General features: G+C 42.8%; 21 protein-coding genes, 1 tRNA gene and 1 pseudogene. 12 read left to right on the top strand and 11 right to left on the bottom strand.

Going from position 1 to position 21,637, the window contains the following annotated elements; translation table 11 throughout:
• Positions 1-155: 155 nt before the first annotated feature.
• Positions 156-998, bottom strand: coding sequence for an aldo/keto reductase (locus QM469_RS07880; protein ID WP_414276492.1), 843 nt, complete (start codon positions 996-998; stop codon positions 156-158).
• A 101-nt stretch (positions 999-1,099) separates the two neighbouring features.
• On the opposite strand from QM469_RS07880, the pseudogene QM469_RS07875 reads away from it, so the two are divergent.
• Positions 1,100-1,441 (top strand): annotated as a pseudogene (locus tag QM469_RS07875) (T6SS immunity protein Tdi1 domain-containing protein); the annotation flags it as partial.
• A 180-nt stretch (positions 1,442-1,621) separates the two neighbouring features.
• Here QM469_RS07875 and QM469_RS07870 read toward each other — a convergent pair.
• Positions 1,622-1,694 (bottom strand) — tRNA-Lys (locus QM469_RS07870).
• A gap of 264 nt (positions 1,695-1,958) precedes the next feature.
• Positions 1,959-3,230, bottom strand: coding sequence for a replication-associated recombination protein A (locus QM469_RS07865; protein WP_414276494.1), 1,272 nt, complete (start codon positions 3,228-3,230; stop codon positions 1,959-1,961).
• 115 nt (positions 3,231-3,345) lie between these two features.
• Here QM469_RS07865 and QM469_RS07860 point away from each other — a divergent pair, with 115 nt between their 5' ends.
• The 8 genes from QM469_RS07860 (at position 3,346) to QM469_RS07825 (ending at position 10,168) form a co-directional block, all read left to right on the top strand.
• The gene (locus QM469_RS07860) at positions 3,346-3,816 is read left to right on the top strand and encodes a DUF3013 family protein (RefSeq protein ID WP_414276491.1); all 471 of its coding nucleotides are present in this window, start codon (positions 3,346-3,348) and stop codon (positions 3,814-3,816) included.
• A gap of 9 nt (positions 3,817-3,825) precedes the next feature.
• A complete protein-coding gene (locus QM469_RS07855; RefSeq protein ID WP_322741472.1) occupies positions 3,826-4,257 on the top strand; it encodes an NUDIX hydrolase in 432 nt (143 codons plus the stop codon).
• Positions 4,250-4,723, top strand: coding sequence for a GNAT family N-acetyltransferase (locus tag QM469_RS07850; protein ID WP_153224866.1), 474 nt, complete (start codon positions 4,250-4,252; stop codon positions 4,721-4,723). The genes QM469_RS07855 and QM469_RS07850 overlap by 8 nt, the downstream gene beginning before the upstream one ends.
• 137 nt (positions 4,724-4,860) lie before the next feature.
• The gene (gene prmA / locus QM469_RS07845; RefSeq protein ID WP_414276493.1) at positions 4,861-5,811 is read left to right on the top strand and encodes a 50S ribosomal protein L11 methyltransferase; all 951 of its coding nucleotides are present in this window, start codon (positions 4,861-4,863) and stop codon (positions 5,809-5,811) included.
• 1 nt (position 5,812) lies between these two features.
• Positions 5,813-6,556 carry a 16S rRNA (uracil(1498)-N(3))-methyltransferase gene (locus QM469_RS07840; RefSeq protein ID WP_049531871.1) on the top strand — a complete coding sequence of 248 codons (744 nt, stop codon included), beginning with the start codon at positions 5,813-5,815 and terminating at the stop codon, positions 6,554-6,556.
• A gap of 10 nt (positions 6,557-6,566) precedes the next feature.
• Positions 6,567-8,363, top strand: coding sequence for an oligoendopeptidase F (pepF, locus tag QM469_RS07835; RefSeq protein ID WP_414276490.1), 1,797 nt, complete (start codon positions 6,567-6,569; stop codon positions 8,361-8,363).
• A 235-nt stretch (positions 8,364-8,598) separates the two neighbouring features.
• Entirely contained in the window at positions 8,599-9,390 is a 792-nt protein-coding gene (locus tag QM469_RS07830) for a DUF2785 domain-containing protein (RefSeq protein ID WP_075231898.1), read from the top strand.
• Positions 9,391-9,499: 109 nt separating this feature from the next.
• A complete protein-coding gene (locus QM469_RS07825) occupies positions 9,500-10,168 on the top strand; it encodes an MIP/aquaporin family protein (protein WP_414276489.1) in 669 nt (222 codons plus the stop codon).
• A gap of 57 nt (positions 10,169-10,225) precedes the next feature.
• Here QM469_RS07825 and queF read toward each other — a convergent pair whose 3' ends face one another.
• The 7 genes from queF to QM469_RS07790 all read right to left on the bottom strand — a co-directional run bounded on the left by queF (position 10,226) and on the right by QM469_RS07790 (position 13,776).
• Positions 10,226-10,717: a preQ(1) synthase gene (gene queF, locus QM469_RS07820; RefSeq protein WP_000082587.1), complete on the bottom strand. Its 492-nt coding sequence runs from the start codon at positions 10,715-10,717 to the stop codon at positions 10,226-10,228.
• Positions 10,718-10,735: 18 nt separating this feature from the next.
• Positions 10,736-11,452 (bottom strand): 7-carboxy-7-deazaguanine synthase QueE, encoded by a 717-nt coding sequence (gene queE / locus QM469_RS07815; RefSeq protein ID WP_000196456.1) that lies wholly within the window; start codon positions 11,450-11,452, stop codon positions 10,736-10,738.
• Complete coding sequence (queD, locus tag QM469_RS07810; RefSeq protein ID WP_414276488.1) at positions 11,445-11,888, bottom strand: 6-carboxytetrahydropterin synthase QueD; 444 nt, start codon at positions 11,886-11,888, stop codon at positions 11,445-11,447. The genes queE and queD overlap by 8 nt, the downstream gene beginning before the upstream one ends.
• Positions 11,888-12,541, bottom strand: coding sequence for a 7-cyano-7-deazaguanine synthase QueC (queC, locus tag QM469_RS07805; protein WP_000828764.1), 654 nt, complete (start codon positions 12,539-12,541; stop codon positions 11,888-11,890). The genes queD and queC overlap by 1 nt, the downstream gene beginning before the upstream one ends.
• A 201-nt stretch (positions 12,542-12,742) precedes the next feature.
• Complete coding sequence (gene trxA, locus QM469_RS07800; protein ID WP_001029581.1) at positions 12,743-13,057, bottom strand: thioredoxin; 315 nt, start codon at positions 13,055-13,057, stop codon at positions 12,743-12,745.
• Between the two features lie 15 nt (positions 13,058-13,072).
• On the bottom strand, positions 13,073-13,294 hold the full coding sequence (locus QM469_RS07795) for a DUF4649 family protein (RefSeq protein ID WP_000570253.1): 222 nt from the start codon (positions 13,292-13,294) through the stop codon (positions 13,073-13,075).
• Between the two features lie 101 nt (positions 13,295-13,395).
• Positions 13,396-13,776, bottom strand: a complete 381-nt coding sequence (locus QM469_RS07790) for a MarR family transcriptional regulator (RefSeq protein ID WP_153195764.1) — start codon at positions 13,774-13,776, stop codon at positions 13,396-13,398.
• Positions 13,777-14,058: 282 nt separating this feature from the next.
• Here QM469_RS07790 and QM469_RS07785 point away from each other — a divergent pair, with 282 nt between their 5' ends.
• The 3 genes from QM469_RS07785 (at position 14,059) to QM469_RS07775 (ending at position 15,978) form a co-directional block, all read left to right on the top strand.
• Entirely contained in the window at positions 14,059-14,433 is a 375-nt protein-coding gene (locus QM469_RS07785) for a CidA/LrgA family protein (RefSeq protein ID WP_049530030.1), read from the top strand.
• Positions 14,430-15,125, top strand: coding sequence for an LrgB family protein (locus QM469_RS07780; protein ID WP_248034829.1), 696 nt, complete (start codon positions 14,430-14,432; stop codon positions 15,123-15,125). Before QM469_RS07785 ends, QM469_RS07780 begins: the two co-directional genes overlap by 4 nt.
• Before the next feature lie 190 nt (positions 15,126-15,315).
• Positions 15,316-15,978 (top strand): hypothetical protein, encoded by a 663-nt coding sequence (locus QM469_RS07775; RefSeq protein ID WP_248034830.1) that lies wholly within the window; start codon positions 15,316-15,318, stop codon positions 15,976-15,978.
• 110 nt (positions 15,979-16,088) lie between these two features.
• Here the strand turns inward: QM469_RS07775 and QM469_RS07770 are convergent, their stop codons facing one another.
• Complete coding sequence (locus QM469_RS07770; protein WP_414276487.1) at positions 16,089-21,602, bottom strand: SIALI-17 repeat-containing surface protein; 5,514 nt, start codon at positions 21,600-21,602, stop codon at positions 16,089-16,091.
• Positions 21,603-21,637: the final 35 nt, after the last annotated feature.

Raw genomic sequence — 21,637 nt, 5'->3', positions numbered from 1 at the left:
TAGAGAATATCCCTTTTTATTTTTCTCAAATTCAAATTTTTGGATAGATTAGTAGATGATGAGACAAACTATTTTGGAAAATACAAAAAGACAAACGCCAACAATGACGTTTGTCTTCGTTCTGAAGCAACCCTGATGGGTTGCTTAAAATCCTATCAAAAATTAACTGTGTCAGGATCATCCTGAGTTTTGATGCCTTGAATCTTATCCAAGACTGCCATATCTTCCTCTGATAAGTCGAAATCGAAGATATCCAAGTTACCTTTTATATTTTTAGGTGTTACAGACTTAGGTAGTGGCAAGAAACCTTTTTGAAGGCTCCAACGCAGAGCAACTTGTGCCACAGATTTACCGTTACGTTCAGCCACTGCTTCAACATCTTCATTTCCAAAAATACCACCTGTACCTAGTGGACTATAGGCTTCAAGAAGGATATCGCGCTCTTGGCAATAGGCAACTAAGTCTTCTTGGTCACAACCTGGAGCCAAGAGGATTTGATTGACATGTGGAAAAATTTCAGCTGTTTCAATAAGAGCTTCTAGGTGATGTTGCATAAAGTTAGACACACCGATAGCACGCATCTTACCTTCTTTGTAAGCTTCTTCCATAGCCTTCCATGCACCCGCATTGCCAGCCTTCCAAGCATCATTCTCACGAAGCGCCTTTGGATTAGGCCAATGGATAAGCAAAAGATCCAAATAATCCACACCAAGTCTTTCGAGAGACTCATCGATAGAAGTCTTAGCCAACTCGTAATCGTGCTTATCATTCCAAAGTTTGGTAGTTAGGAAAATATCCTCACGTGCCAAATTACTATCAGCAATCGCCTTACCTACAGAAACCTCGTTACCGTAAATTTGTGCGGTATCAATATGTGTGTAACCAGCCTTAAGTGCGAAGCTAACGCTGTTATAGGCTTCTTCGCCTTCAGCAATTTGCCAAGTTCCAAAACCAATTTTAGGAATAGTAACCCCATTTGCAAGTGTATATGTTTCCATGATTTTCACCTTTTCTTTTTTAATAGTACTATCTTAAAAAAGATAAGACAAAAATGCAAAGATTTGCTACGGCTATTATTATGAATAGTTCCTTACTTCTTTTTCCGCTGTTCGTAACAGCTTTTGGAGATATTATTACTTGGGAAGAGAATGAATTTGTTGGTATTGTAAAATACAATCTTCAAAACTGCGACATTATTATCAAGAGCTTGAAATATTTTCTTCAGTATTTAGATAACTCATATGTGACTGATAACTTTGAACTGGATTTATATAGACAGGCTGTGTTAAAACATGGTCCCTTGTCATATAACCAATGTTTCGGTTTTGTTCCTTTACTAGCATTAGGAGGCTTTAAAGATGTGGAACATATGGATAAAGTCAAAGTCCTGGAGCACATTTATCTCATGTACCAACTCACAGGCGGAGTGATGGACGATTGATAGAAAGGAACCACCTTCGAGGTGGTTTTTTCGACGAAAACGAGTGTGAGATAAATAACGAGTCTTTGGATGAGACTCGTTTATTTTGTGAATATAAACTTTTTGGTACAAAATTTGGTATAAAAAACAAAATGACAACCAAAAAAGCCTTGATTTCAAGGCTTTTTCCTGTTGTTTAGATGCCCCCTACAGGGTTCGAACCTGTGACCCACGGATTAAGAGTCCGCTGCTCTGCCAGCTGAGCTAAGGAGGCAAACAAAAAAGCTGTATTGGTGCCGAAACTTCACGGTTTGTATTGAACCCGCGCAATTAAGCAGGTGGGCAACTCGCTCTAACTGAAGCTGTTTCCGTGTGAGACGGCCTACATGCTGTTAGAAGACTTTTGTTTCCCTAATAATACAAAAAATAGTCGGTCAACACTTAAGTGTGAGGTCGTACACCACAGCGTTTCTATGTTTATATAATACCACTTTTTCAAAAAAAATCAAGGGGTAAATGTAATTATTTGGATAGGATTTCACAAATTTCGTAATTTATCTATGGTTTCCTTGCGTTGAGCTAGGGCACGTTCGTATTTCCCAGTATCTTCTGGTGAGAAGTAGCTATGGTCGCGAATTTTTTCTGGTAAATAATCTTGCTTGACCCAGTGGCCAGGATAGCTATGAGGATAGAGGTAGTTTTGAGCATTGCCTAGCTCCTTGCTACCGCTATAGTGACCATCTCGCAGGTGTCTTGGGATTGGTAAGTGACCAGACGTTTTAAGGTCAGCCAGAGCCTTATCCATAGCCACATAGGCTGTGTTTGACTTGGGCGAGAGTGCCAGATCAATGACGACATTGGCAATGAGAATGCGAGCCTCTGGGAAACCAATCCTCTGTGCAGCATCCAAAGCAGTTACGGTATGGATCTGGGCATCGGGATTGGCTAAGCCAATATCTTCATAGGCAATCACAGTCAAGCGACGAGCGAGGCTTGGTAGATCCCCAGCTTCGATCAAGCGAGCTGCATAGTGGAGACTAGCATCCACATCCGATCCACGGATGGATTTTTGCAGAGCGGAGAGAACGTCGTAATGTCCGTCTCCATCCTTATCCATGGTGATGTAGCTTCTCTGCAGACTATTTTCCATGATATCGAGCGTGATATGGCGGATGCCTTCGTCATTTGCCGGAGTGGAGAGAACGGCCAAATCCAGCGAGTTGAATGCAGAACGGAGGTCTCCATTGGTAGATGTTGCGATAAAATCAAGGGCATCATCATCTAACTCAACTGGGAAATCAAAACCTCGTTCAGGATCAGTCAGGGCGATTTGAATGGCCTCTTTGACATCTTGGTTAGACAGAGGTTCCAACTCAAAAATCTGAACACGACTGCGGATGGCTGGAGTGACAGAAAAGAAAGGATTTTCCGTTGTCGCCCCAATCATGATAACCAATCCACTTTCCAAGAGAGGAAGGAGGAAGTCTTGCTTAGTCTTGTCGAGACGGTGGATTTCGTCTAGTAGCAATACAAGCCCTCCTGAGAATTTTGCTTCCTCAGCGATTTCTTGAAGACGTTTTTTACTATCAACAGTGGCATTAAAGGTCCGAAAGGCATATTTGGTCGTTCCAGCGATGGCCGAAGCGATACTGGTTTTTCCGATGCCTGGAGGTCCATAGAGAATCATGGATGATAGACGGTTGGCCTCCACCATGCGACGGATGATTTTTCCTGGGCCCACCAGATGCTCTTGACCGATGACCTGGTCGATGGTTTTGGGGCGCATACGAAGCGCGAGATTGTCTGGCATAGCAGTCCTTTCTAACATGGATTTTCTGATACTAATGTGGTAATATGGTAGTATCTATTTTAGCATATTTCCGAGTATTCGGGGCGATTTAAGAGTCGTATAGAAAGAGGACAAAATGGCAACATACGGATTTTTAGATATTTTACAAGAAGAGTTGGACAAGAACTTTCCTTTTGACTATGAGATTAGCTGGGACAAGCGCAATCATGCGGTTGAAGTGAGTTTTCTGCTAGAGGCGCAAAATGCTGCAGGAGTGGAGATGCTGGATGAGGATGGAGAGGTGTCGTCAGACGATATCCTCTTTGAAGAAGCAGTGCTCTTTTACAATCCTGCCAAGTCAACAGTCAATGAGGAAGATTATTTGACTGTTATTCCATATCTCCCTAAAAAAGGTTTTTCTCGTGAATTCTTAGCTTATTTTGCGCTATTTCTTAAGGATACTGCCGAGGTCGGACTAGATGCCCTTATGGACTTTTTGGAAGACCCAGAAGCAGAAGAATTTGTCATGGAATGGAACCAAGAAGTCTTTGAAGAAGGAAAAGCAGGCTTGGAAGAGGGAGAATTTTATCCTTATCCGAGATATTAGGAGATTGTAGTGGATATAGACATTTCAGATTTCACAGGCTGCAAAATTGCTCTATTTTGTGGAGAAGAGCTACTGACCATCTTACGTGATGACAAGGACGATATCCCTTGTCCCAACATGTGGGAGTTGCCAGGTGGTGGTCGTGAAGGAAACGAAAGTCCTTTCGAGTGCGCAGCGCGTGAAGTTTATGAGGAACTGGGAATTCATTTAAATGAAAACTGCCTGCTCTGGAGTAAGGTCTATCCCAGCATGCTCTATGAAGGCAGACAGTCAGTATTTATGGTCGGTCAGTTAAGTCAGGATCAGTTTGACAGTATCACCTTTGGAGATGAAGGTCAGGGATATAAACTCATGAGCATTGAGGAATTTTTGGCATCCAGTCAAGTTGTTCCCCAATTGCAGGATAGACTGATAGATTATATGGAGAGTAACTATGATTAGACTTGAACGAGCAGGAGCAGAGGATTTGGAGACCATCATTGCAATTCAGAGAGCCAGCTTTAAGGCTGTTTATGACAAATACCAAGATGAATACGATCCTTATCTGGAGGACCACGAACGAATTAAGTGGAAATTAGTAGAGCGTCCCAATAGCTATTACTACTTTGTAAAAGAAAACGAAGATAAAATCGGATTTCTACGAATTCAGACTAATGAAGAGTTAACGAAAGCTTGGTTGGGAACAGCAGCGATTTTGCCTCCGTATCAGGGAAAAGGGTATGGATCTGAAGGATTGCGCTTGCTAGAAGAGGAATTTTCAACCGTTAGACAATGGGATTTGTGTACGGTATTACAGGATGCAGGCATGGTCGCCTTCTACGAGAAGAATGGCTACCAACAAACCCATATCGAACCTGAAAAAGAAGGCATGGATATGGTCTACATGAAAAAATTGATAGAGAAATAGAAAGGATGGTTCAGTTAAATTTCTAAACTGAATCCGCCCTAAACACTGTGCCAAAAAGATAAACTTTTCTTAGACACAAGCGTCTTCAGAGAGTTTCCTATTTTGGCTTTGTGTTTTACGGGCTTGGTATCTTAATGATGGAAACATGGCAAGAGTTAAAAGTTACAGTGAAGCGTGAGGGAGAGGAATTGGTTTCCAATCTCTTGATTGAGCTAGGTGCCCAAGGTGTTGCGATTGAAGACAGCATGGACTATGTGGGAAATGTGGATCGCTTTGGTGAGATTTTCCCAGAGGTTGAGCAACAAGAAGAAATTGTGGTGACGGCCTACTACCCTGACACGGTGGATGTGGCAGTGGTTGAGACGGCCTTGCAGGCACGTCTGGCAGAATTGACAGATTTTATGGATTTGGGAGAGGTCAAGATGGGGACGACTGCCTTGGCTGAGGAAGATTGGGCGGACAACTGGAAGAAATACTATGAACCAGCTCGCATCACTCATGATTTGACTATTGTGCCATCATGGACGGACTATGAGGCGACTGCGGGAGAAAAAATTATCAAGCTGGACCCTGGCATGGCCTTTGGAACGGGAACGCACCCAACAACCAAGATGAGCCTCTTTGCCTTGGAGCAAGTTCTTCGTGGTGGTGAAACAGTGCTAGATGTAGGGACTGGTTCAGGCGTTCTTTCTATTGCCAGCTCGCTTTTAGGTGCCAAGGAAATCTTCGCCTATGACCTAGACGATGTAGCAGTTCGGGTCGCTCAGGAAAATATCGAGCTCAATCCTTGTATGGAAAACATCCATGTAGCCCCAGGCGATTTGCTTAAAGGAGTGGAAATTGAGGCAGATGTTATCGTGGCTAATATCTTGGCGGATATCCTCATTCATCTGACGGAGGATGCTTATCGCTTGGTCAAGGACGAAGGCTACCTCATCATGAGTGGTATAATCAAGGACAAGTGGGACATGGTGCGTGAGTCAGCTGAGTCAGCTGGATTTTTCCTTGAAACCCACATGATTCAAGGGGAGTGGAATGCCTGTGTCTTCAAGAAGACCAAGGATATCTCCGGTGTGATTGGAGGCTAGGATGCAGCAGTATTTTGTCAAAGGCAGTGCTAACTCTCCTGTCACCATCGAGGACAGGGAAACCAGCAAGCATATGTTTCAGGTTATGCGCTTGAAAGAAGATGATGAGGTTACTTTGGTCTTTGATGATGGAATTAAGCGCTTGGCGCGTGTGCTGGATGTGGAAGCTCGTCAGTTTGAATTGGTAGAAGAACTAGATGACAATGTGGAACTGCCCGTTCAAGTGACCATTGCATCTGGTTTTCCCAAGGGAGATAAGTTGGAGTTTATCACTCAAAAGGTGACGGAACTAGGTGCCAGCCAGATTTGGGCTTTTCCTGCCGACTGGTCGGTCGCCAAGTGGGATGGCAAGAAATTGGGTAAAAAGGTTGAAAAACTAGAAAAAATTGCCCTTGGAGCAGCAGAACAAAGTAAACGTAATATTGTTCCAAGTATTCAGCTTTTCGAGAAAAAAGCAGATTTTCTAGCTCAACTGGACCAATTTGACTCTATCATAGTGGCCTATGAAGAATCAGCAAAAGAAGGAGAAGCCGCTGCGCTCTTACAAGCGGTCTCTGGTCTTGAAAAAGGAGCCAAACTGCTCTTTATCTTTGGTCCAGAAGGTGGTCTGTCACCTGAAGAAATCGAAAGTTTTGAAGCTAAGGGAGCAGTATTGGCAGGACTTGGCCCTCGCATTTTGCGAGCAGAAACAGCACCACTTTACGCCTTATCAGCCCTTAGTGTTTTATTAGAATTAGAGAAATAAGAGGAAGAAAATGGAACAAAAACACCGTTCAGAATTTCCAGAGAAGGAACTCTGGGACTTAACAGCCCTATACCAAGACCGTGAGGATTTCTTGCGTGCAATCGAGAAAGCTCGTGAAGACATCGACCAATTTAGCCGTGACTACAAGGGAAATCTTCGTACTTTTGAGGATTTCGAGAAATCCTTTGCAGAATTGGAACAAATCTACATTCAGATGAGCCATATTGGTAACTATGGTTTTATGCCTCAGACGACAGACTATAGCAATGACGAATTTGCCAATATTGCTCAAGCTGGGATGGAATTCGAAACAGCTGCCAGTGTAGCCTTGACCTTCTTTGACGATGCCTTGGTGGAAGCTGATGAGGAAGTCTTAGACCGTTTGGGTAAATTGCCACATTTAACAGCTGCCATTCGTCAGGCCAAAATCAAAAAAGCCCACTATCTAGGGGCTGATGTGGAAAAAGCCTTGACCAATCTCGGTGAAGTTTTCTACAGTCCGCAGGACATTTACACTAAGATGCGTGCTGGGGATTTTGAAATGGCTGACTTTGAAGCCCATGGCAAGACATACAAAAACAGCTTTGTGACCTATGAGAATTTCTACCAAAACCATGAGGACGCTGAGGTTCGTGAGAAATCATTCCGTTCCTTCTCAGAAGGACTTCGTAAGCACCAAAATACGGCTGCTGCAGCCTATCTAGCCCAGGTAAAGTCTGAAAAACTCTTGGCTGATATGAAGGGCTACGACTCAGTCTTTGATTATCTTCTAGCTGAACAAGAAGTGGACCGTGCCATGTTTGACCGCCAGATTGACCTCATTATGAAGGACTTTGCGCCAGTTGCCCAGAGATACCTCAAGCATGTTGCCAAGGTCAATGGTCTTGAAAAGATGACCTTTGCTGACTGGAAATTGGACTTGGATAGCGCTCTTAATCCTGAAGTGACTATTGACGACGCCTATGATTTGGTCATGAAGTCAGTAGAACCTTTGGGGCAAGAATATTGTCAGGAAGTTGCTCGCTATCAAGAAGAGCGCTGGGTGGACTTTGCTGCCAATAGTGGCAAGGATTCTGGTGGCTATGCAGCGGACCCATATCGCGTGCATCCTTATGTTCTCATGAGCTGGACAGGCCGTTTGAGCGATGTCTATACTTTGATTCATGAAATCGGGCATTCTGGTCAATTCATCTTTTCAGATAATCATCAAAGCTACTTTAATGCCCACATGTCGACCTACTATGTTGAAGCGCCTTCGACCTTCAATGAATTGCTCCTCAGTGATTACTTGGAGCACCAGTCTGACGACCCACGTCAAAAACGCTTCGCTCTGGCTCACCGTTTGACAGATACTTACTTTCATAATTTCATTACTCACCTCTTGGAAGCAGCCTTCCAGCGTAAGGTGTATACATTGATTGAAGAAGGGGAGACCTTTGGAGCAAGTAAACTCAACAGTATTATGAAGGAAGTCTTGACGGATTTCTGGGGAGATGCCATTGAAATCGATGATGATGCGGCTTTGACTTGGATGCGCCAAGCTCACTATTACATGGGCTTGTATAGCTACACTTACTCGGCAGGACTAGTCATCTCGACTGCTGGTTATCTTCATCTGAAACATTCTGAAACTGGAGCTGAAGATTGGCTCAATCTGCTTAAGTCAGGTGGTAGCAAGACACCGCTTGAGTCAGCTATGATTATCGGTGCGGATATTTCAACAGATAAACCACTTCGTGATACGATTCAATTCTTGTCAGACACGGTTGACCAAATTATTGCCTATAGTGCCCAGTTGGGGGAGTAAAGGAATAGAAAGGTTGTTCTAGAATAATGCTCCTGGGTTTGTATTGGACTAGCTGTAGCTATTTTCAAAAACGCCGTTGAAGGTCGTGATGTTAAATTTGAACTTGCTGTAGAGCTGCTACTGATAGTTATTTACTTCATTTTAGACCAGTTATCCCAGATTCTATTTCCTTAAGAATTTAATATAAAGTCATCTGCGGATGATTTTTTGACAACTCATAAAAAGAGGTAGGCAGATGTATCCAGAATTGAAAAGAAAAGTAGTAGAAGAAAAACCGAGTTATCGTCAAGAAGAACTCCTGTGGCTACTTGAGCACATAGGGGATACTAGTCCAGAGATTCGCGATGAATTGGTTTTTACCAGTTTGGCTAGGGGGATTCAAGAAGAGTTATTTATCAAGGAGCAATTTCAGTTGATTGCTGCTGAGATTGTCTCTGATGATGGGCTAGATAAAGAGATTGATAAGACAGGAGCTTCAACGCTTGAACGTTCTTTTAGGGCCCTTATTTATGCCAATCTCTTATCTGCTGATGGTAATGAACAGTCTCTTTTTTATCGAGAGCTAAAAACTGATATCAGAAATACGATGCTCGATCAAGGTTTGCATTACCTTGAAAAAGAAGAGGATACGACAGGTTTTTCAAGTCAGTATGGTTGGGTGCATGCTTTTGCTCATGGGGCTGATCTTTTGACTGAAGTTGTTTGTCATCCAGACTTTTCTAAAAATAGAGTTCATGAAGTATTTGACATACTTGGCCAACTATTTAAAAGAATTTCGGTTCGATTTATAGATGATGAGGACTGGCGCTTGGCCAGAGTCCTTTACGAACCTATTTTGCAAGGAAAGGTGGAGCAAGCGACACTGGCTTCTTGGATAAAGTCACTTGATTTCCAGATAGAAGAGAGGGAAGATTTTTATCAATTTTCCAATTTCAGATCCTGTCTCTTAGAAGTCTATGTTCAACTCGACCAGAGAAATAATTTACAAGATGACTTGAAAAAAGCTATTCAATCTTTCCAATATTAGATTTTGATTATCAAATGTGAAAATTTGCACAAAATTTCCAAGCACATTTCTTGAAACCCTTTCCTTCTTCTGATAGACTAATACATAGTTTGAAAAAAGGAGATTTAACATGAAAAAATTTGTTGCTGAATTAATCGGTACTTTTATGCTTGTGTTCATCGGAACAGGAGCTGTTGTTTTTGGAAATGGTATTGAAGGACTTGGACACCTTGGAATTGCTCTTGCTTTTGGTTTGGCAATCGTAGTCGCAGCTTTCTCAGTTGGAACTGTTTCAGGTGCTCACTTGAACCCAGCTGTTTCTATCGCTATGTTTGTTAACAAACGTTTGTCATCTTCAGAGCTTGTAAACTACATCCTCGGTCAAGTGGTTGGTGCTTTCCTTGCATCAGGATCTGTCTTCTTCCTCTTGGCAAATTCAGGTATGTCAACTGCAAGTCTTGGTGAAAATGCCTTGGCAAATGGTGTAACTGTTTTTGGTGGTTTCTTGTTTGAAACAATTGCAACTTTCTTATTTGTTTTGGTCATCATGACTGTAACTTCAGCAAGCAAAGGTAATGGCGCAATCGCTGGTTTGGTGATTGGTTTGTCATTGACAGCTTTGATTCTAGCTGGCTTGAACATCACTGGACTTTCAGTAAACCCAGCTCGTAGCTTGGCTCCAGCTGTCTTGGTGGGTGGCGCAGCTCTTCAACAAGTTTGGATTTTCATCCTTGCACCAATCGTTGGTGGAGTTCTTGCAGCTCTTGTTGCTAAAAACTTCCTTAGAACTGAAGAATAATTGAAAAACAAAAAGCCTTGCTCCTCAGCTTGAGGAACAGGGCTTTTTCGTATGAGTTTAGCGGTTGTCAATTTTCTCTGGATAAAGGTCGTGTTGGAATAGGCGTTGTTCTGCCAAGCCTTCATACTTAGTTCCAGGCTTACCGTAGTTGTAGTAGGGGTCAATTGAGATACCACCGCGCGGAGTGAATTTTCCCCAAACCTCCAAATAGCGAGGGTCTAGCAAGTTGACCAAGTCTTTCCCGATGGTGTTGATACAGTTTTCGTGGAAATCTCCGTGGTTTCGGTAGCTAAAGAGGTAGAGTTTGAGGGATTTTGACTCAACACAGAGCTTGTCAGGAATGTAGGAAATATAGATAGTTGCAAAGTCTGGCTGAGCAGTGATTGGGCAAAGTGAGGTAAATTCAGGACAGTTAAATTTGATGAAATAGTCATTTTCCACATGACGATTATCAAAGGATTCTAGGACTTCGGGTTGATATTCGAAAATGTAGTTGGTTTCTTTGTTGCCTAGTAGGCTTAGGTTTTTCATTTCTTCTTGTTGTGACATGTTTTTTTCTTTCTAATCTTAAACACCACGTTGATTATCGTAGAGGAGGGTATGGAGTTGAGGAAGGACGCGGACATTGCCCCAGCTATCGTCAGTAGCGATGCGTTCCCAGAGTTCTTTGAGACGGTCCAGTTGATCTTGGATAATATTGCCTGTGGCCTTGGGCTCAGGATTTCCAGCCGATAAGAAGAGGACATCTGGTTGGTAGCGTTCTTGTATTCCTTTAGCAAAGGCCAAATCGGCATCGTCAAAGACAGGGATTTTAAAGGTGACTTTGTCTGGATCAAGTTGGGAAACGATAAAGTCCAAGGTCTCAAAGTTGACTTCCATCTTGGATGAAGGAGGTTTGGGACTCAGGGTGACTTGGTCGATGTCTTTCAACCAATTTTGCCAGCGAGAACCTTGAGTCTCGACAGCAAGGGTGACACCACGTTCCTTGAGCTTTTTGACGAGTTCAGCCATGTTGGCTGCTAGGATAGCAGGATTTCCCCCAGATAGGGTTACATAGTCGTAGCTTCCCAATTTATCCAAGGCAGCAATGACCTCGTCAGCTGTCATACGAGTTGGCTTTTCAGAACCATCCCAAGTAAAGGCAGAATCGCACCAGTCGCAGTGGTAGTCGCAACCAGCAGTGCGGACAAACATGGTTTTCTGCCCGATTGCACGGCCTTCGCCTTGAAAGGTTGGGCCAAAAATTTCCAAAACTGGTAGTTTGAGGACACGTTCCCTAGTCATCTAACCACTCCCGTCTAAACTCCGCAAAGGCAGTCGGAGTCTCATAGAGGCGAACGTATTCCAAACGGAGACCGCGCTCGTCTGGCAACTCTTGGTACATGGTTTGGAAAATCCAGTAAACCATATTTTCAGCAGTCGTATTCATATAGGGAAGGGTTTCATTGAGATAGCGATGATCCAAGTGGGGTTCTAAGTAGTTCTTGTAGATGGCTTTGATATCTCCAAAATCGTAGGTCATGCCACGTTCATCTAAAAATCCACTGACAGCAATCTGCAGATGATAGGTGTGACCATGAAGGGATTTGCATTTTCCCTCATAGTGAAAGAGGTGGTGGGCAGCATCAAAGGTAAATTCTTTGGAGACTAGAGTCCGATAAGGATTATAAACGAGAGATTCTCCAGTTTCTTGTTTGATTTCTTTGGGTGCAAAAAACATTAGGCTTCTCCTTTCTGTGAGAGATAAACATCTAGACCATGTTGACGTAGGTGGCAGGCTGGGCAATCTCCACAGCCACTCCCGATAATTCCGTTGTAGCAGGTTAATGTTTTTTCACGAACATAGTCAAAGGCACCGAGTTGGTCGGCTAATTCCCAAGTTTCAGCCTTGTCTAGCCACATGAGAGGCGTTTGGATAATGAAGTCGTAATCCATGGCAAGGTTGAGAGTAACATTAAGGGATTTGACAAAGACATCCCGACAATCAGGGTAGCCTGAGAAGTCTGTCTCGCAGACACCTGTCACGATATCTTTAATGCCCCGTTGCTTAGCAAGGACTGCCGCAAAGGACAGAAAGAGGTGGTTGCGACCGTCAACAAAGGTATTGGGAACCTCCCCCTCTTTTTGCTCAATTTCCAGATCAGAGGTCAGGGCATTTTCAGTGATTTGTCCCAGCAGCGACATATCTAGGATGTGATGACGAATTCCTTGTTCCTCAGCGATTTCTCTAGCAACTTGAATTTCGAGATGATGGCGTTGGCCGTAGGCAAAGGTAACTGCTTCGACCGTTTCATAGTGTTCTTTAGCCCAAAAGAGGCAGGTTGTGGAATCTTGACCGCCACTAAAGACGACCAAGGCAGATTGACGTTTCATAGTACTCCTTCCGAAATGGGAAATGTTCAGAGCACGCAAAAAGCTCCCTTGAGGGAGCTAAAAAATACCAAGTCAAGGTTTTTTTTAGCGATGGCATGTCCCAAACATCGTAATATTCTACCTATAGTCTAGCATATTTTTTGAAAAATGGCAAAGGGCAAGAAAAAAGAGACCAAAGCAAGTACTTGGTCTCTAATGTGATTAGCTCAATTCAGCAACGATGGCCTTGATTTGTTCTGCTGTGTGAACACCAGCAACTTGTTTCACCACTTGGCCGTCTTTTTTGAAGAGAAGAGTTGGGATAGACATGATTCCAAAAGCACGAGCTGTGTTTGGATTTTCATCAACGTCCATTTTAACGATTTTCAAGACATCTTCTGAAAGTTCTTCAGACAATTTATCCAAGATTGGACCTTGCATACGACATGGACCACACCAAGTTGCCCAGAAGTCTACCAAGACCAAACCGTCTTTTGTTTCTTGTTCGAATGTTGCATCTGTAATTGCTTTTGCCATTGTATTTCTCCTTTTTTAGTTATATTGGCTTAAATCTTGTTTCTTGAGATAGAAGAAGATATCTCCGTAAGTTCCATGGTAGTCCAAATCATGACCCTTGTAAGTCAATTTTTGAACAGGGTAGTAGTCTGCGACGCCGATAAGGCAAGCTTGTTGTGAACGATCAAAGTCTTCATAAGATTCGAACGTTACAGTTCTTTCGTTCTTGCTGGCATCTAGATAGGTAATTTCAATCATTTTAAAAACTCCTTTGTTTAATGATGACTTTATTTTACTCCTTGTAAAAGAGAATGTCAAGAAAAATGATTGCGCACGCAACTTTTTTTTAAAAAATCATCTTAAAGCAAGAAATCCAAACCAGTTTCCAAGCTTTCTTCGACAGCCTTTTGTAGAGAGGCCAGTGTCTTTTGCCCATCACTTGTCAGGCAGATAAAACTAGAGCGTCTATCTTGATGGCAACACATGCGACTAAGCAGACCGCAATTTTTAGCTTCTAAGCGAGCTACCATCCGAGAAACAGCGCTCGGGCTCAGATGAAGCTTATCTGGCAGGTCAATCTGTCGTAGAGATTTTTCTTGAGCCAAGTCCAGATAGTAGAGCAGGTAAAACTCTTTCAAGGTCAGACTTTGGTCACTCTGTTGGGCAATGGTCTCTTCCAAGAGACCTTCAATTTCTTTTTGCCGACGATTGAAGTCAAACCATTTTTCCAAATAAGTCATAGTATCTCCTTTCTTTTTAGAGTCATAAATAGAAGAAAGTCCATTCACGGACAATCTCTGTATCACAAGATGATTGCGCATGCAATAATTATACTACTTTTCAAAAGAGCTGGCAAGAAGGACGCTGGCATCTTTTATCCTAAATTACGCCTGTTTTCACTAGTCTATAATTGTCTGTATCCCCTTTCTTCTTAAACTTTCATCAACTCTTATGCATTTCCTTGAAATTTTCTGAAAAAAGAGTAAACTGGTATGCAAGAAGTCTATTTCGTGGAGTTTAGGATGAAATTATATGTTCAATTAATGATTCTCTTTGTGATTTCTCTAATCGGAGAGGGGATTTCCAGTTTCTTTCATTTGCCCATCCCAGGCAGTATTATCGGCTTGATTATTCTTTTTCTAGCCCTACAATTCAAGTGGCTGAGAACTAGGCATGTCAATATGGTGGGGAATTTCTTGCTGGCCAACATGACCATCCTCTTTCTACCTCCTGCGGTTGGAATTATGGAAAAGTTTGATGTGATTGCTCCCTATCTCCTACCTATTGTCTTGATTGTCTTTTTTGCGGCAGTAATCAATATCATCTTGATTGCGCTTGTGGTTCAATTTATCAAAAAACGCTATGAAGGTGACTACGAAGAAAGAGGTGCTAAATGAGCGAATTTGTATCCAATCCCCTTTTTGGGATCGCCCTGTCCATCTTAGCCTATCTTGGGGGAATGATGATTTTCAGACGCTATCCTCATCCCTTAACGACTCCCTTGTTGCTGTCAGCTATTTTTATTATCATCTTTCTAAAGGTAACTGGCATTTCCTACCAAGATTACTACCAAGGTGGGGTTTATCTTAACAACTTGATTGTTCCTTCAACAGTGGCTCTAGGAATTCCCCTTTATAAGAGTTTCCACTTGATGAAGCATCATGCTCGCAGTATTCTCTTTGGTAGTTTGCTGGCGGTAGTGGTCAATACCTCTTTCACAGCCCTTGTGGCCAAAATCTTTGGTATGGACTTTTTCCTAGCTATTTCCCTCTTTCCTAAGTCAGTAACGACTGCTATGGCAGTGGGAATCACAGAAAAGTTGCAGGGCTTGACTACTGTGACTCTAGTAGTTGTCGTAGCGACTGGTATTTTGACCAGTGTAATCGGACCAACACTTCTAAAATGGCTAAAAATAGACGATCCAGTAGCTGTTGGACTAGCCCTGGGTGGAACAGGACACGCTGTTGGAACTGGAACGGCCTTTCGCTATGGACCAGTTGCAGGTGCTATGGGAGGATTAGCTATTGGTGTTACAGGTGTTCTCTATGTATTTATCAGTCCTATTGTAGCTAATTTGATCTTGAGTTAAAAAGCAAGGGTTAAGAATTTGGAGAACATCGGTTTTATTTTAGGGTGAGGATGAAAAAGATTGTCCTGTGACCCGAAACTATATCTATCTATCTAGGACTTAAGAGTTGAAGAAAAGTGGCGTCAAGGGGATTTTACAGAAATGAATAGAGATAGTTTATGAATGAAAAATTAAATTTTTAAAGAAATATGTGATATCTGGAGAGCTGGTCGAGATTTTATCTAATTTTAAAAATCTGTCCAATCATCCTATTCCACAATATTGGCGGGATGCGTTTCAAACATCAGATTTTTCTAAAAGAAAACAAATCATCCTAGGAGAATGGAAAAAATATCTAGCTGAAGAACTCAGCAATACGATCTCTTATCTAGAAGAGTTTCTGGAGGCTATAGACCTTATCAAAATTGGACCTACCTATTCCTTGCTTTATTCCATTAGAACTTATCAGAGCAAGAGTCTAGTATTTTATGAGGGTAAAATACCGATTTCGGACCGAGAGTTTACAGACCACTTTAATCAGTCAAAACTAGAACTTGACGGGAGTATCCGTGATTTCTATACACATATTCATGAAGGGTTTAATGACTATACCAGTAAAAGCATGGGCTTAGACGATCTAGATATGATTGAACCAATAGCTGATTATGATTGGGAATTTGAGGATCAGTTAACAAATGACATTTCCAGTTATTACAATTTTTTTAGCAATGGTATGGGAAAGTATCTCGTATTAGACTTATCTAAACCAATGAGTCAAGGTGGAGTGTTCTGGTCAAAGGATGAGTTACCCATTTACCCAATCCCTTTTTGGGATTATGTAGATGAATGGATTATTCTGGGGCTTGATTTCTAGGTGTTTGATTGTCAGTGACTTTATTGATAAGGTTAAAACAGAAAAAGGATGGAATGATTTTCCATCCTTTTTTATCTAGGAATAAATTTTTATTCCTGGGGGGACAATGTTTAATCTTTCTTACCTTTTAGTAAGAAGGCAGCCGAGAGGGCTAGGCTGAGGCTCGCCATAAAGAGGAGGGGACTAGTCTGTTCACCAGTAGCTGGAAGTTGTTTTTCATTCGTAGAGGCTTTGTCATTGACATCATTACTTTCAACCAATGGTTTTGTAGTTTCTAGGTTTCTTTCTTCCATATGAACTGGGATAGGTTTAATAGTTGATCCTTCTGTCTTGTAAACAATAGCATAGGTGTTCAGGTCAAGAGCGATAAACTCAAGATACCCATCTCGGATGGTGAACTCTTGTGATTTTAAGTCTTTTGTCGGAGTCAACTGATAGAGTTCTTGGACAGCACCTGAAACTGGTAAACGAACGAGTACAGCACCTTTTGGTTGAACTAATTTGCCATCTTTATCCTTGAGTTGAAGGGCATAAGCATCGTATATCTTGCCTAAGAGTTCTTTGTTTTCAACTTTTTGACTGTCAAGATAACTTGCTCCTTCGAGTTCAGTTGTTCCACTAATAACTTGAGCTCTTGTGGTCTTATCTTTCATTACTTTGAGTTTAAACTCAGGAAGTGTGATGCTTGGTGCTTCTTGGTCTCCTGCAGTCCCTATAGGCTCAGTGTATTCAGGGATAACCACAGAAGGCGCTTCTTGATCTCCTGCAGTTCCAATAGGCTCAGTGTATTCAGGAATTACAACGGAAGGTGCTTCTTGGTCTCCTGCAGTCCCGATAGATTCAGTATATTCAGGGATTATCACGGAAGGTGCTTCTTGGTCTCCTGCAGTCCCGATAGGTTTGGTATATTCAGGAATTACAACGGAAGGTGCTTCCTGGTCTCCCGCTGTGCCGATAGGCTCAGTGTATTCGGGGATTTCCACAGTAGGTGCTTCCTGATTTCCCACAGTTCCAATAGGTTTGGTATATTCAGGTCTTTCCACAGTAGGTGCTTTCTGATCCCCAGCAGTTCCGATAGGACCAGTGTATTCAGGTCTTTCCACAGTAGGTGCTTTCTGATCCCCAGCAGTTCCGATAGGACCAGTGTATTCAGGTCTTTCCACGGAAGGTGCTTCTTGATCCCCAGCAGTTCCGATAGGACCGGTGTATTCAGGAATTTCCACAGAAGGTGCCTCCTGATCCCCAGCAGTTCCGATAGGACCAGTGTATTCAGGTCTTTCCACGGAAGGTGCTTCTTGCTCCCCAGCAGTTCCGATAGGACCAGTGTATTCAGGTCTTTCCACAGTAGGTGCTTCTTGATCTCCCGCTGTTCCAATAGGCTCTGTGTACTCAGGAATGGTTACAACTGGAGCAGGCTCATCCCCTTTACTTGTAAGGATTTTTTCTTCAACTGGAGCAGTTTCGTCTTTAGGAAAGACTGCTACAACAGGACTAGTAGTTGTTGTATCTTGGATGGCATAAGCTTCTATCGAATTGCCAGCTTTACGATCTGTAGCCTCAGGAATATCTAGTTGAACCTTGTTGTCCTTAATGGTTAATACTGTTTGTTCGCCCGATGTGACAAGATGGTCATCATCGACTTTTCTGAGTAGAAGAGGACCTTTGATACCAGGGAAGGTGACAGCGACTCCATCCCAATTACCAGTTGGTAGGGTTAAGGTAACAGTCTTATCTTTGGACTTAATAGGATCAAGGCTTGGACTATCGAGAGACACAGATGGTGCCTTTAAGATATCAAAGGAATCAAGAGAAACTTTCTTTCGTCCTTGTGGAGAATTTGGATCTACTTTCAAAGTGAGAACATGGTCGCCATCTGTTAGATTGGTGAATTCACCAATCAAAGCTCCTTTTTCAGTTGCTCCTGGAGTGTAGAAGTCAAGGGCTGGCATCTCTTTTCCATCCAGTGTGACAAGTGCCTTGCCTAGTGATGCTGTTTTTAATCCATAGATTCGTATACCTGTTCCAGAGAATGGAATGGTTGCAGTGGCTTCAGAAGCAAGGCTATCATCAGCGTTGATGTCAGCGTATTTTTCTGTAGAAGCATAGAGTTCTGCATCGCTCCAATCCTTAAACATGGAACCATACTGGATACGAGGGTCACGGTCGTCAATCTTCTCAACAGTTGCTCCTTGGCCTGGGAAGACTTTGAAGTAGTCGAGAGAAATTTTTGCACGCTCGTTTGTACGTCCTTTGTGTTCGCGCTTAACAGTGATGGTCATGAGGTGAGGACCTGAAGAAAGATTTGTGTAACGACCGATTAGGACACCTTTTTCAGTTGCTCCTGCTGTATAGAAGTCAAGTTCTCCAACAGATTTACCATCGATTTTAACGTCAGCAAGTCCCAATTGAGATGACTTGAGTCCGTAGATTTCAATACCAGGTCCATTGAAAGGAATAGTTGCAGTCGCATCCTTATCGGAGTAATTTCCATTTGAGATATCGGCGTATTTCTCTGTTCCACCAAAGAGTTCTGAGTCAGCCCAGTTTCCATAAGCAGAGCCGTACTGGATGCGCTTGTCACGGTCATCCATCAACTCACTGAAGGCATCGATGGAGGCAACGTCTGAAACTGGTGTTGTACGGTCCCCTAGCATAGCCTTAACGCTATAAGTATAGGCATGACTAGAATCAATTGAGCGATCGATAAAGTGAGTTTGGTTAGTGATGAACTCACGAACGCTAGGAGTTTGACTGTTTTCATCCTTGCTTTCTCGTCGGATGACATAATGACTTGCTCCTTCAACTGTGTTAAAGTGAAGTTCAGCTGTGACGGAATCTTTTCGAAGGGCTGATAAGCGAGTCACTCGTCCAGGGAAGTTTTCAAAGGTAATGACATCACCCTTTTGAGTCGCAAGTTGGATACGGTTATCTTTGAGGCGACTAGCTTGAACTTCCTTGCCATTAATCTTGACAATACTAGATTCGATATTTGGATAGTCTACGACTAAGTCTCCACCAACATTAGAAAGGAAAGATAGCGTTTCAAGATTTTTCTCTTTCCATTTCATGCTGACTTCAAAATTGCCACGAGCTACAAGACCTGAAACTTGTCCATCCTTCCATGCATCTGGAAGGGCTGGTAATGGGGCAATGTAGCCTGTATGAGACTGAAGGAGCATTTCTGCCATACCGCTGGTTGCACCAAAGTTTCCATCGATTTGGAAAGGCGCGTGCGTATCCCAGAGGTTTTCTAGAGTTGAAGATCTGAGCTGTTCTGCCAACAAACGGTGGGCGCGATTTCCATCTAGGAGACGAGCCCAGAGGTTGATTTTATTGGCCTTAGACCAACCAGTACCACCATCTCCACGGTGGTTTAGGGTTGCGCGTGCAGCTTCTAGATATTCAGGCTGATCCTTGCCAAATAGAGTACCTGGGAATAGTCCAACCAGATGAGAAACGTGGCGGTGATGGTTTTCAATGCCTTCGTTGGTGAATTGCGGGCTGTCTTCTTCGTACCATTCCTTGATACGGCCGTCTTGGTTGATGTGAAGTGGTTTGAGCTTATCAAATTTAGCCTTCACTTCTGTCACCAAATCTTGGTCGACTTTCAGATGATTGGCTGCTTCCATATAGTCGTGGAATAGCTGCCAAACTAGAGATTGGTCGAAGGTATTCCCAATCGTGATAGTTCCATGCTCTGGTGAGTAGGATGGAGAAGAAACCCAACGGTCACTAGCCTTGTCGTAGTGCAAGAAGGAATTCCAGAACTTAGCAGTTTCCTTGAGCATTGGATAAATCTTTTCTTTAAGATAAGTTTCATCCTTGGTGAATTTGTAGTAGTCATAGACGTTTTGCATCATCCAAGCATTGGCAGCAGGAGACCAACCCCAATAATAGTTCCAGCCAGGAGTAGTCCAGCCAAATGGTGTCGCCTGAGTATGAACCAACCAACCGTTTTCTTGACCTTCTTTGGATTCGATACCTGCATATTCTTTTGCAGCGATACGGCCATAGTAACGCATGTCATCGATATAATTGATCATTGGCTTAGCCGTTTCTGCGAGATTACTCATGTAGGCAGGCCAGTAGTTCATTTGTAGGTTGACATTGAGGTGGTAGTCTGAGTTCCAAGGTGGATTATCTACAGCATTCCAGACTCCTTGCAAGTTGGCAGGGAGGGCATCTGTCCGGTTACGAGAAGAACTGATCAGTAGGTAACGTCCGTATTGGAAGAAGAGCTCTTCTAGTTTTTGCCCTTTTGTTGGATTATAGGTTTGGAGAGCTTCTTTTGTAGTTTGATTAGACTTGCTACCGCCGAGGTTTAGTTGAACACGATTGAAAAGACTTTGGTAATCCTTGATGTGGTCATTTTTCAGAGTCTCATAGTCTTTGGCTTTGGCAGTTTCGACGATAGATTTGACAGTTTTTTCTACATCAATATCCTTGCGGTAGTTGGTTTTCGGATTTTGAGCAAAATTAGTCTTGGCGCTGAGTAGCAGTGTTGCATAACTTGCTCCTGTAACAGTCAAATAACCATCTTGAGCAGTGACTTGTCCATCTGTCTTGATACCAAGATAAGAGGCAAATTTCAGACCGTTGTCTTTGACAGTTCCCTTGAGTAAAATACCATTAGAATCAACGCTAACAGTCCCTTGTTTGTATTTAGAATTCTCCCAAGAATAATCTCCATTAGCAATCAAATCTTCAGTCAAGCTGTTCCAAAGGGTAAAATCAAGCGTCTTATCTCCCTTTTTAGTCAAATGGGTAACAGTGACGTCATCTGGATAACTAGAGAAGGTTTCTCGTTTGAAACTTGTCCCATCTTGGGTATAGGAGGTAGTTGTGATAGCTTCAGAAATATCTAAGCCACGATGATAGTCAGTAACATTTTCCAAGCCCTTCTTCTGGTTATTAAAGACCATGAAGATATCACCGAAGGCTAGGTAGCGACCGTATTGGGCATTGTTTGGCCCAACCAAATTTCTCTCTGCTAGTTGTTTGGCTTTTTGACGGTTACCGTCTTCTAAGGCCTTACGAATTTCGGCTAAGACTTTGTAGCGGTCCTTGTAGTTTCCTCCGTTGTAGTCTTGACTATCTGGCTGTGGGCCTCCAGACCAAAGTGTTTTTTCGTTGTATTGGATTCTTTCTTCACCGATGAGTCCGAAAACCTTGGCACCCATTTCCCCATTTCCGACTGGGAGGGCTTGTTTTTCCCATCCGTCATAGGAAGGAGCAGTTGGCTGGTTGTAATGTAATTCGTAATGTTCTTGCTTGTTCACAGGAAGTTCTGGTTTCTCGCTCTCCTTATTGTCAGCAGGTGCGGTAGTAGCACTTGTCTCTGACTGACTACTAGTTTGAGGTAGTTCTGCCTCAGGGTTTGTTTGCTTTTCAGCTGATTCAGCTACAGGCTGAGTCTCTGTGTTAGAAGCAACAACTTCCTCTACCTTCGTATCCGGTTTAGCAGAGGTTTCAGTAATTGTTGCCTCACTTTCCGTAATCTCGACACCATCAGCAGCAACACCCTGTGCTGCTAAAAACACAGCTCCAAGTAAAACAGAGGCAGCTCCGACACTTAGCTTGCGGATGCTATACTTGCAGGATTTTTCCCAATATCTCTTATCCACAAAATTCTCCTTTCTTAATTCTGTAAGCGCATACA

This window comes from Streptococcus infantis (assembly GCF_047464215.1).
GTDB classification, from domain to species: Bacteria; Bacillota; Bacilli; order Lactobacillales; family Streptococcaceae; genus Streptococcus; species Streptococcus infantis_P.
This window is presented reverse-complemented; position numbering and strand designations above follow the sequence as displayed.

Bases quoted from the DNA above. Each gene is read 5' to 3' on its own strand.
- QM469_RS07830 (WP_075231898.1), top strand. From the start codon at position 8,599: ATGTATCCAGAATTGAAAAGAAAAGTAGTAGAAGAAAAACCGAGTTAT.
- prmA (WP_414276493.1), top strand. From the start codon at position 4,861: ATGGAAACATGGCAAGAGTTAAAAGTTACAGTGAAGCGTGAGGGAGAG.
- trxA (WP_001029581.1), bottom strand. From the start codon at position 13,057: ATGGCAAAAGCAATTACAGATGCAACATTCGAACAAGAAACAAAAGAC.
- queD (WP_414276488.1), bottom strand. From the start codon at position 11,888: ATGTTTTTTGCACCCAAAGAAATCAAACAAGAAACTGGAGAATCTCTC.
- QM469_RS07785 (WP_049530030.1), top strand. From the start codon at position 14,059: ATGAAATTATATGTTCAATTAATGATTCTCTTTGTGATTTCTCTAATC.
- QM469_RS07825 (WP_414276489.1), top strand. From the start codon at position 9,500: ATGAAAAAATTTGTTGCTGAATTAATCGGTACTTTTATGCTTGTGTTC.
- pepF (WP_414276490.1), top strand. From the start codon at position 6,567: ATGGAACAAAAACACCGTTCAGAATTTCCAGAGAAGGAACTCTGGGAC.
- QM469_RS07840 (WP_049531871.1), top strand. From the start codon at position 5,813: ATGCAGCAGTATTTTGTCAAAGGCAGTGCTAACTCTCCTGTCACCATC.
- queC (WP_000828764.1), bottom strand. From the start codon at position 12,541: ATGAAACGTCAATCTGCCTTGGTCGTCTTTAGTGGCGGTCAAGATTCC.
- QM469_RS07880 (WP_414276492.1), bottom strand. From the start codon at position 998: ATGGAAACATATACACTTGCAAATGGGGTTACTATTCCTAAAATTGGT.
- queE (WP_000196456.1), bottom strand. From the start codon at position 11,452: ATGACTAGGGAACGTGTCCTCAAACTACCAGTTTTGGAAATTTTTGGC.
- QM469_RS07865 (WP_414276494.1), bottom strand. From the start codon at position 3,230: ATGCCAGACAATCTCGCGCTTCGTATGCGCCCCAAAACCATCGACCAG.
- QM469_RS07795 (WP_000570253.1), bottom strand. From the start codon at position 13,294: ATGATTGAAATTACCTATCTAGATGCCAGCAAGAACGAAAGAACTGTA.
- queF (WP_000082587.1), bottom strand. From the start codon at position 10,717: ATGTCACAACAAGAAGAAATGAAAAACCTAAGCCTACTAGGCAACAAA.
- QM469_RS07780 (WP_248034829.1), top strand. From the start codon at position 14,430: ATGAGCGAATTTGTATCCAATCCCCTTTTTGGGATCGCCCTGTCCATC.
- QM469_RS07850 (WP_153224866.1), top strand. From the start codon at position 4,250: ATGATTAGACTTGAACGAGCAGGAGCAGAGGATTTGGAGACCATCATT.
- QM469_RS07790 (WP_153195764.1), bottom strand. From the start codon at position 13,776: ATGACTTATTTGGAAAAATGGTTTGACTTCAATCGTCGGCAAAAAGAA.
- QM469_RS07860 (WP_414276491.1), top strand. From the start codon at position 3,346: ATGGCAACATACGGATTTTTAGATATTTTACAAGAAGAGTTGGACAAG.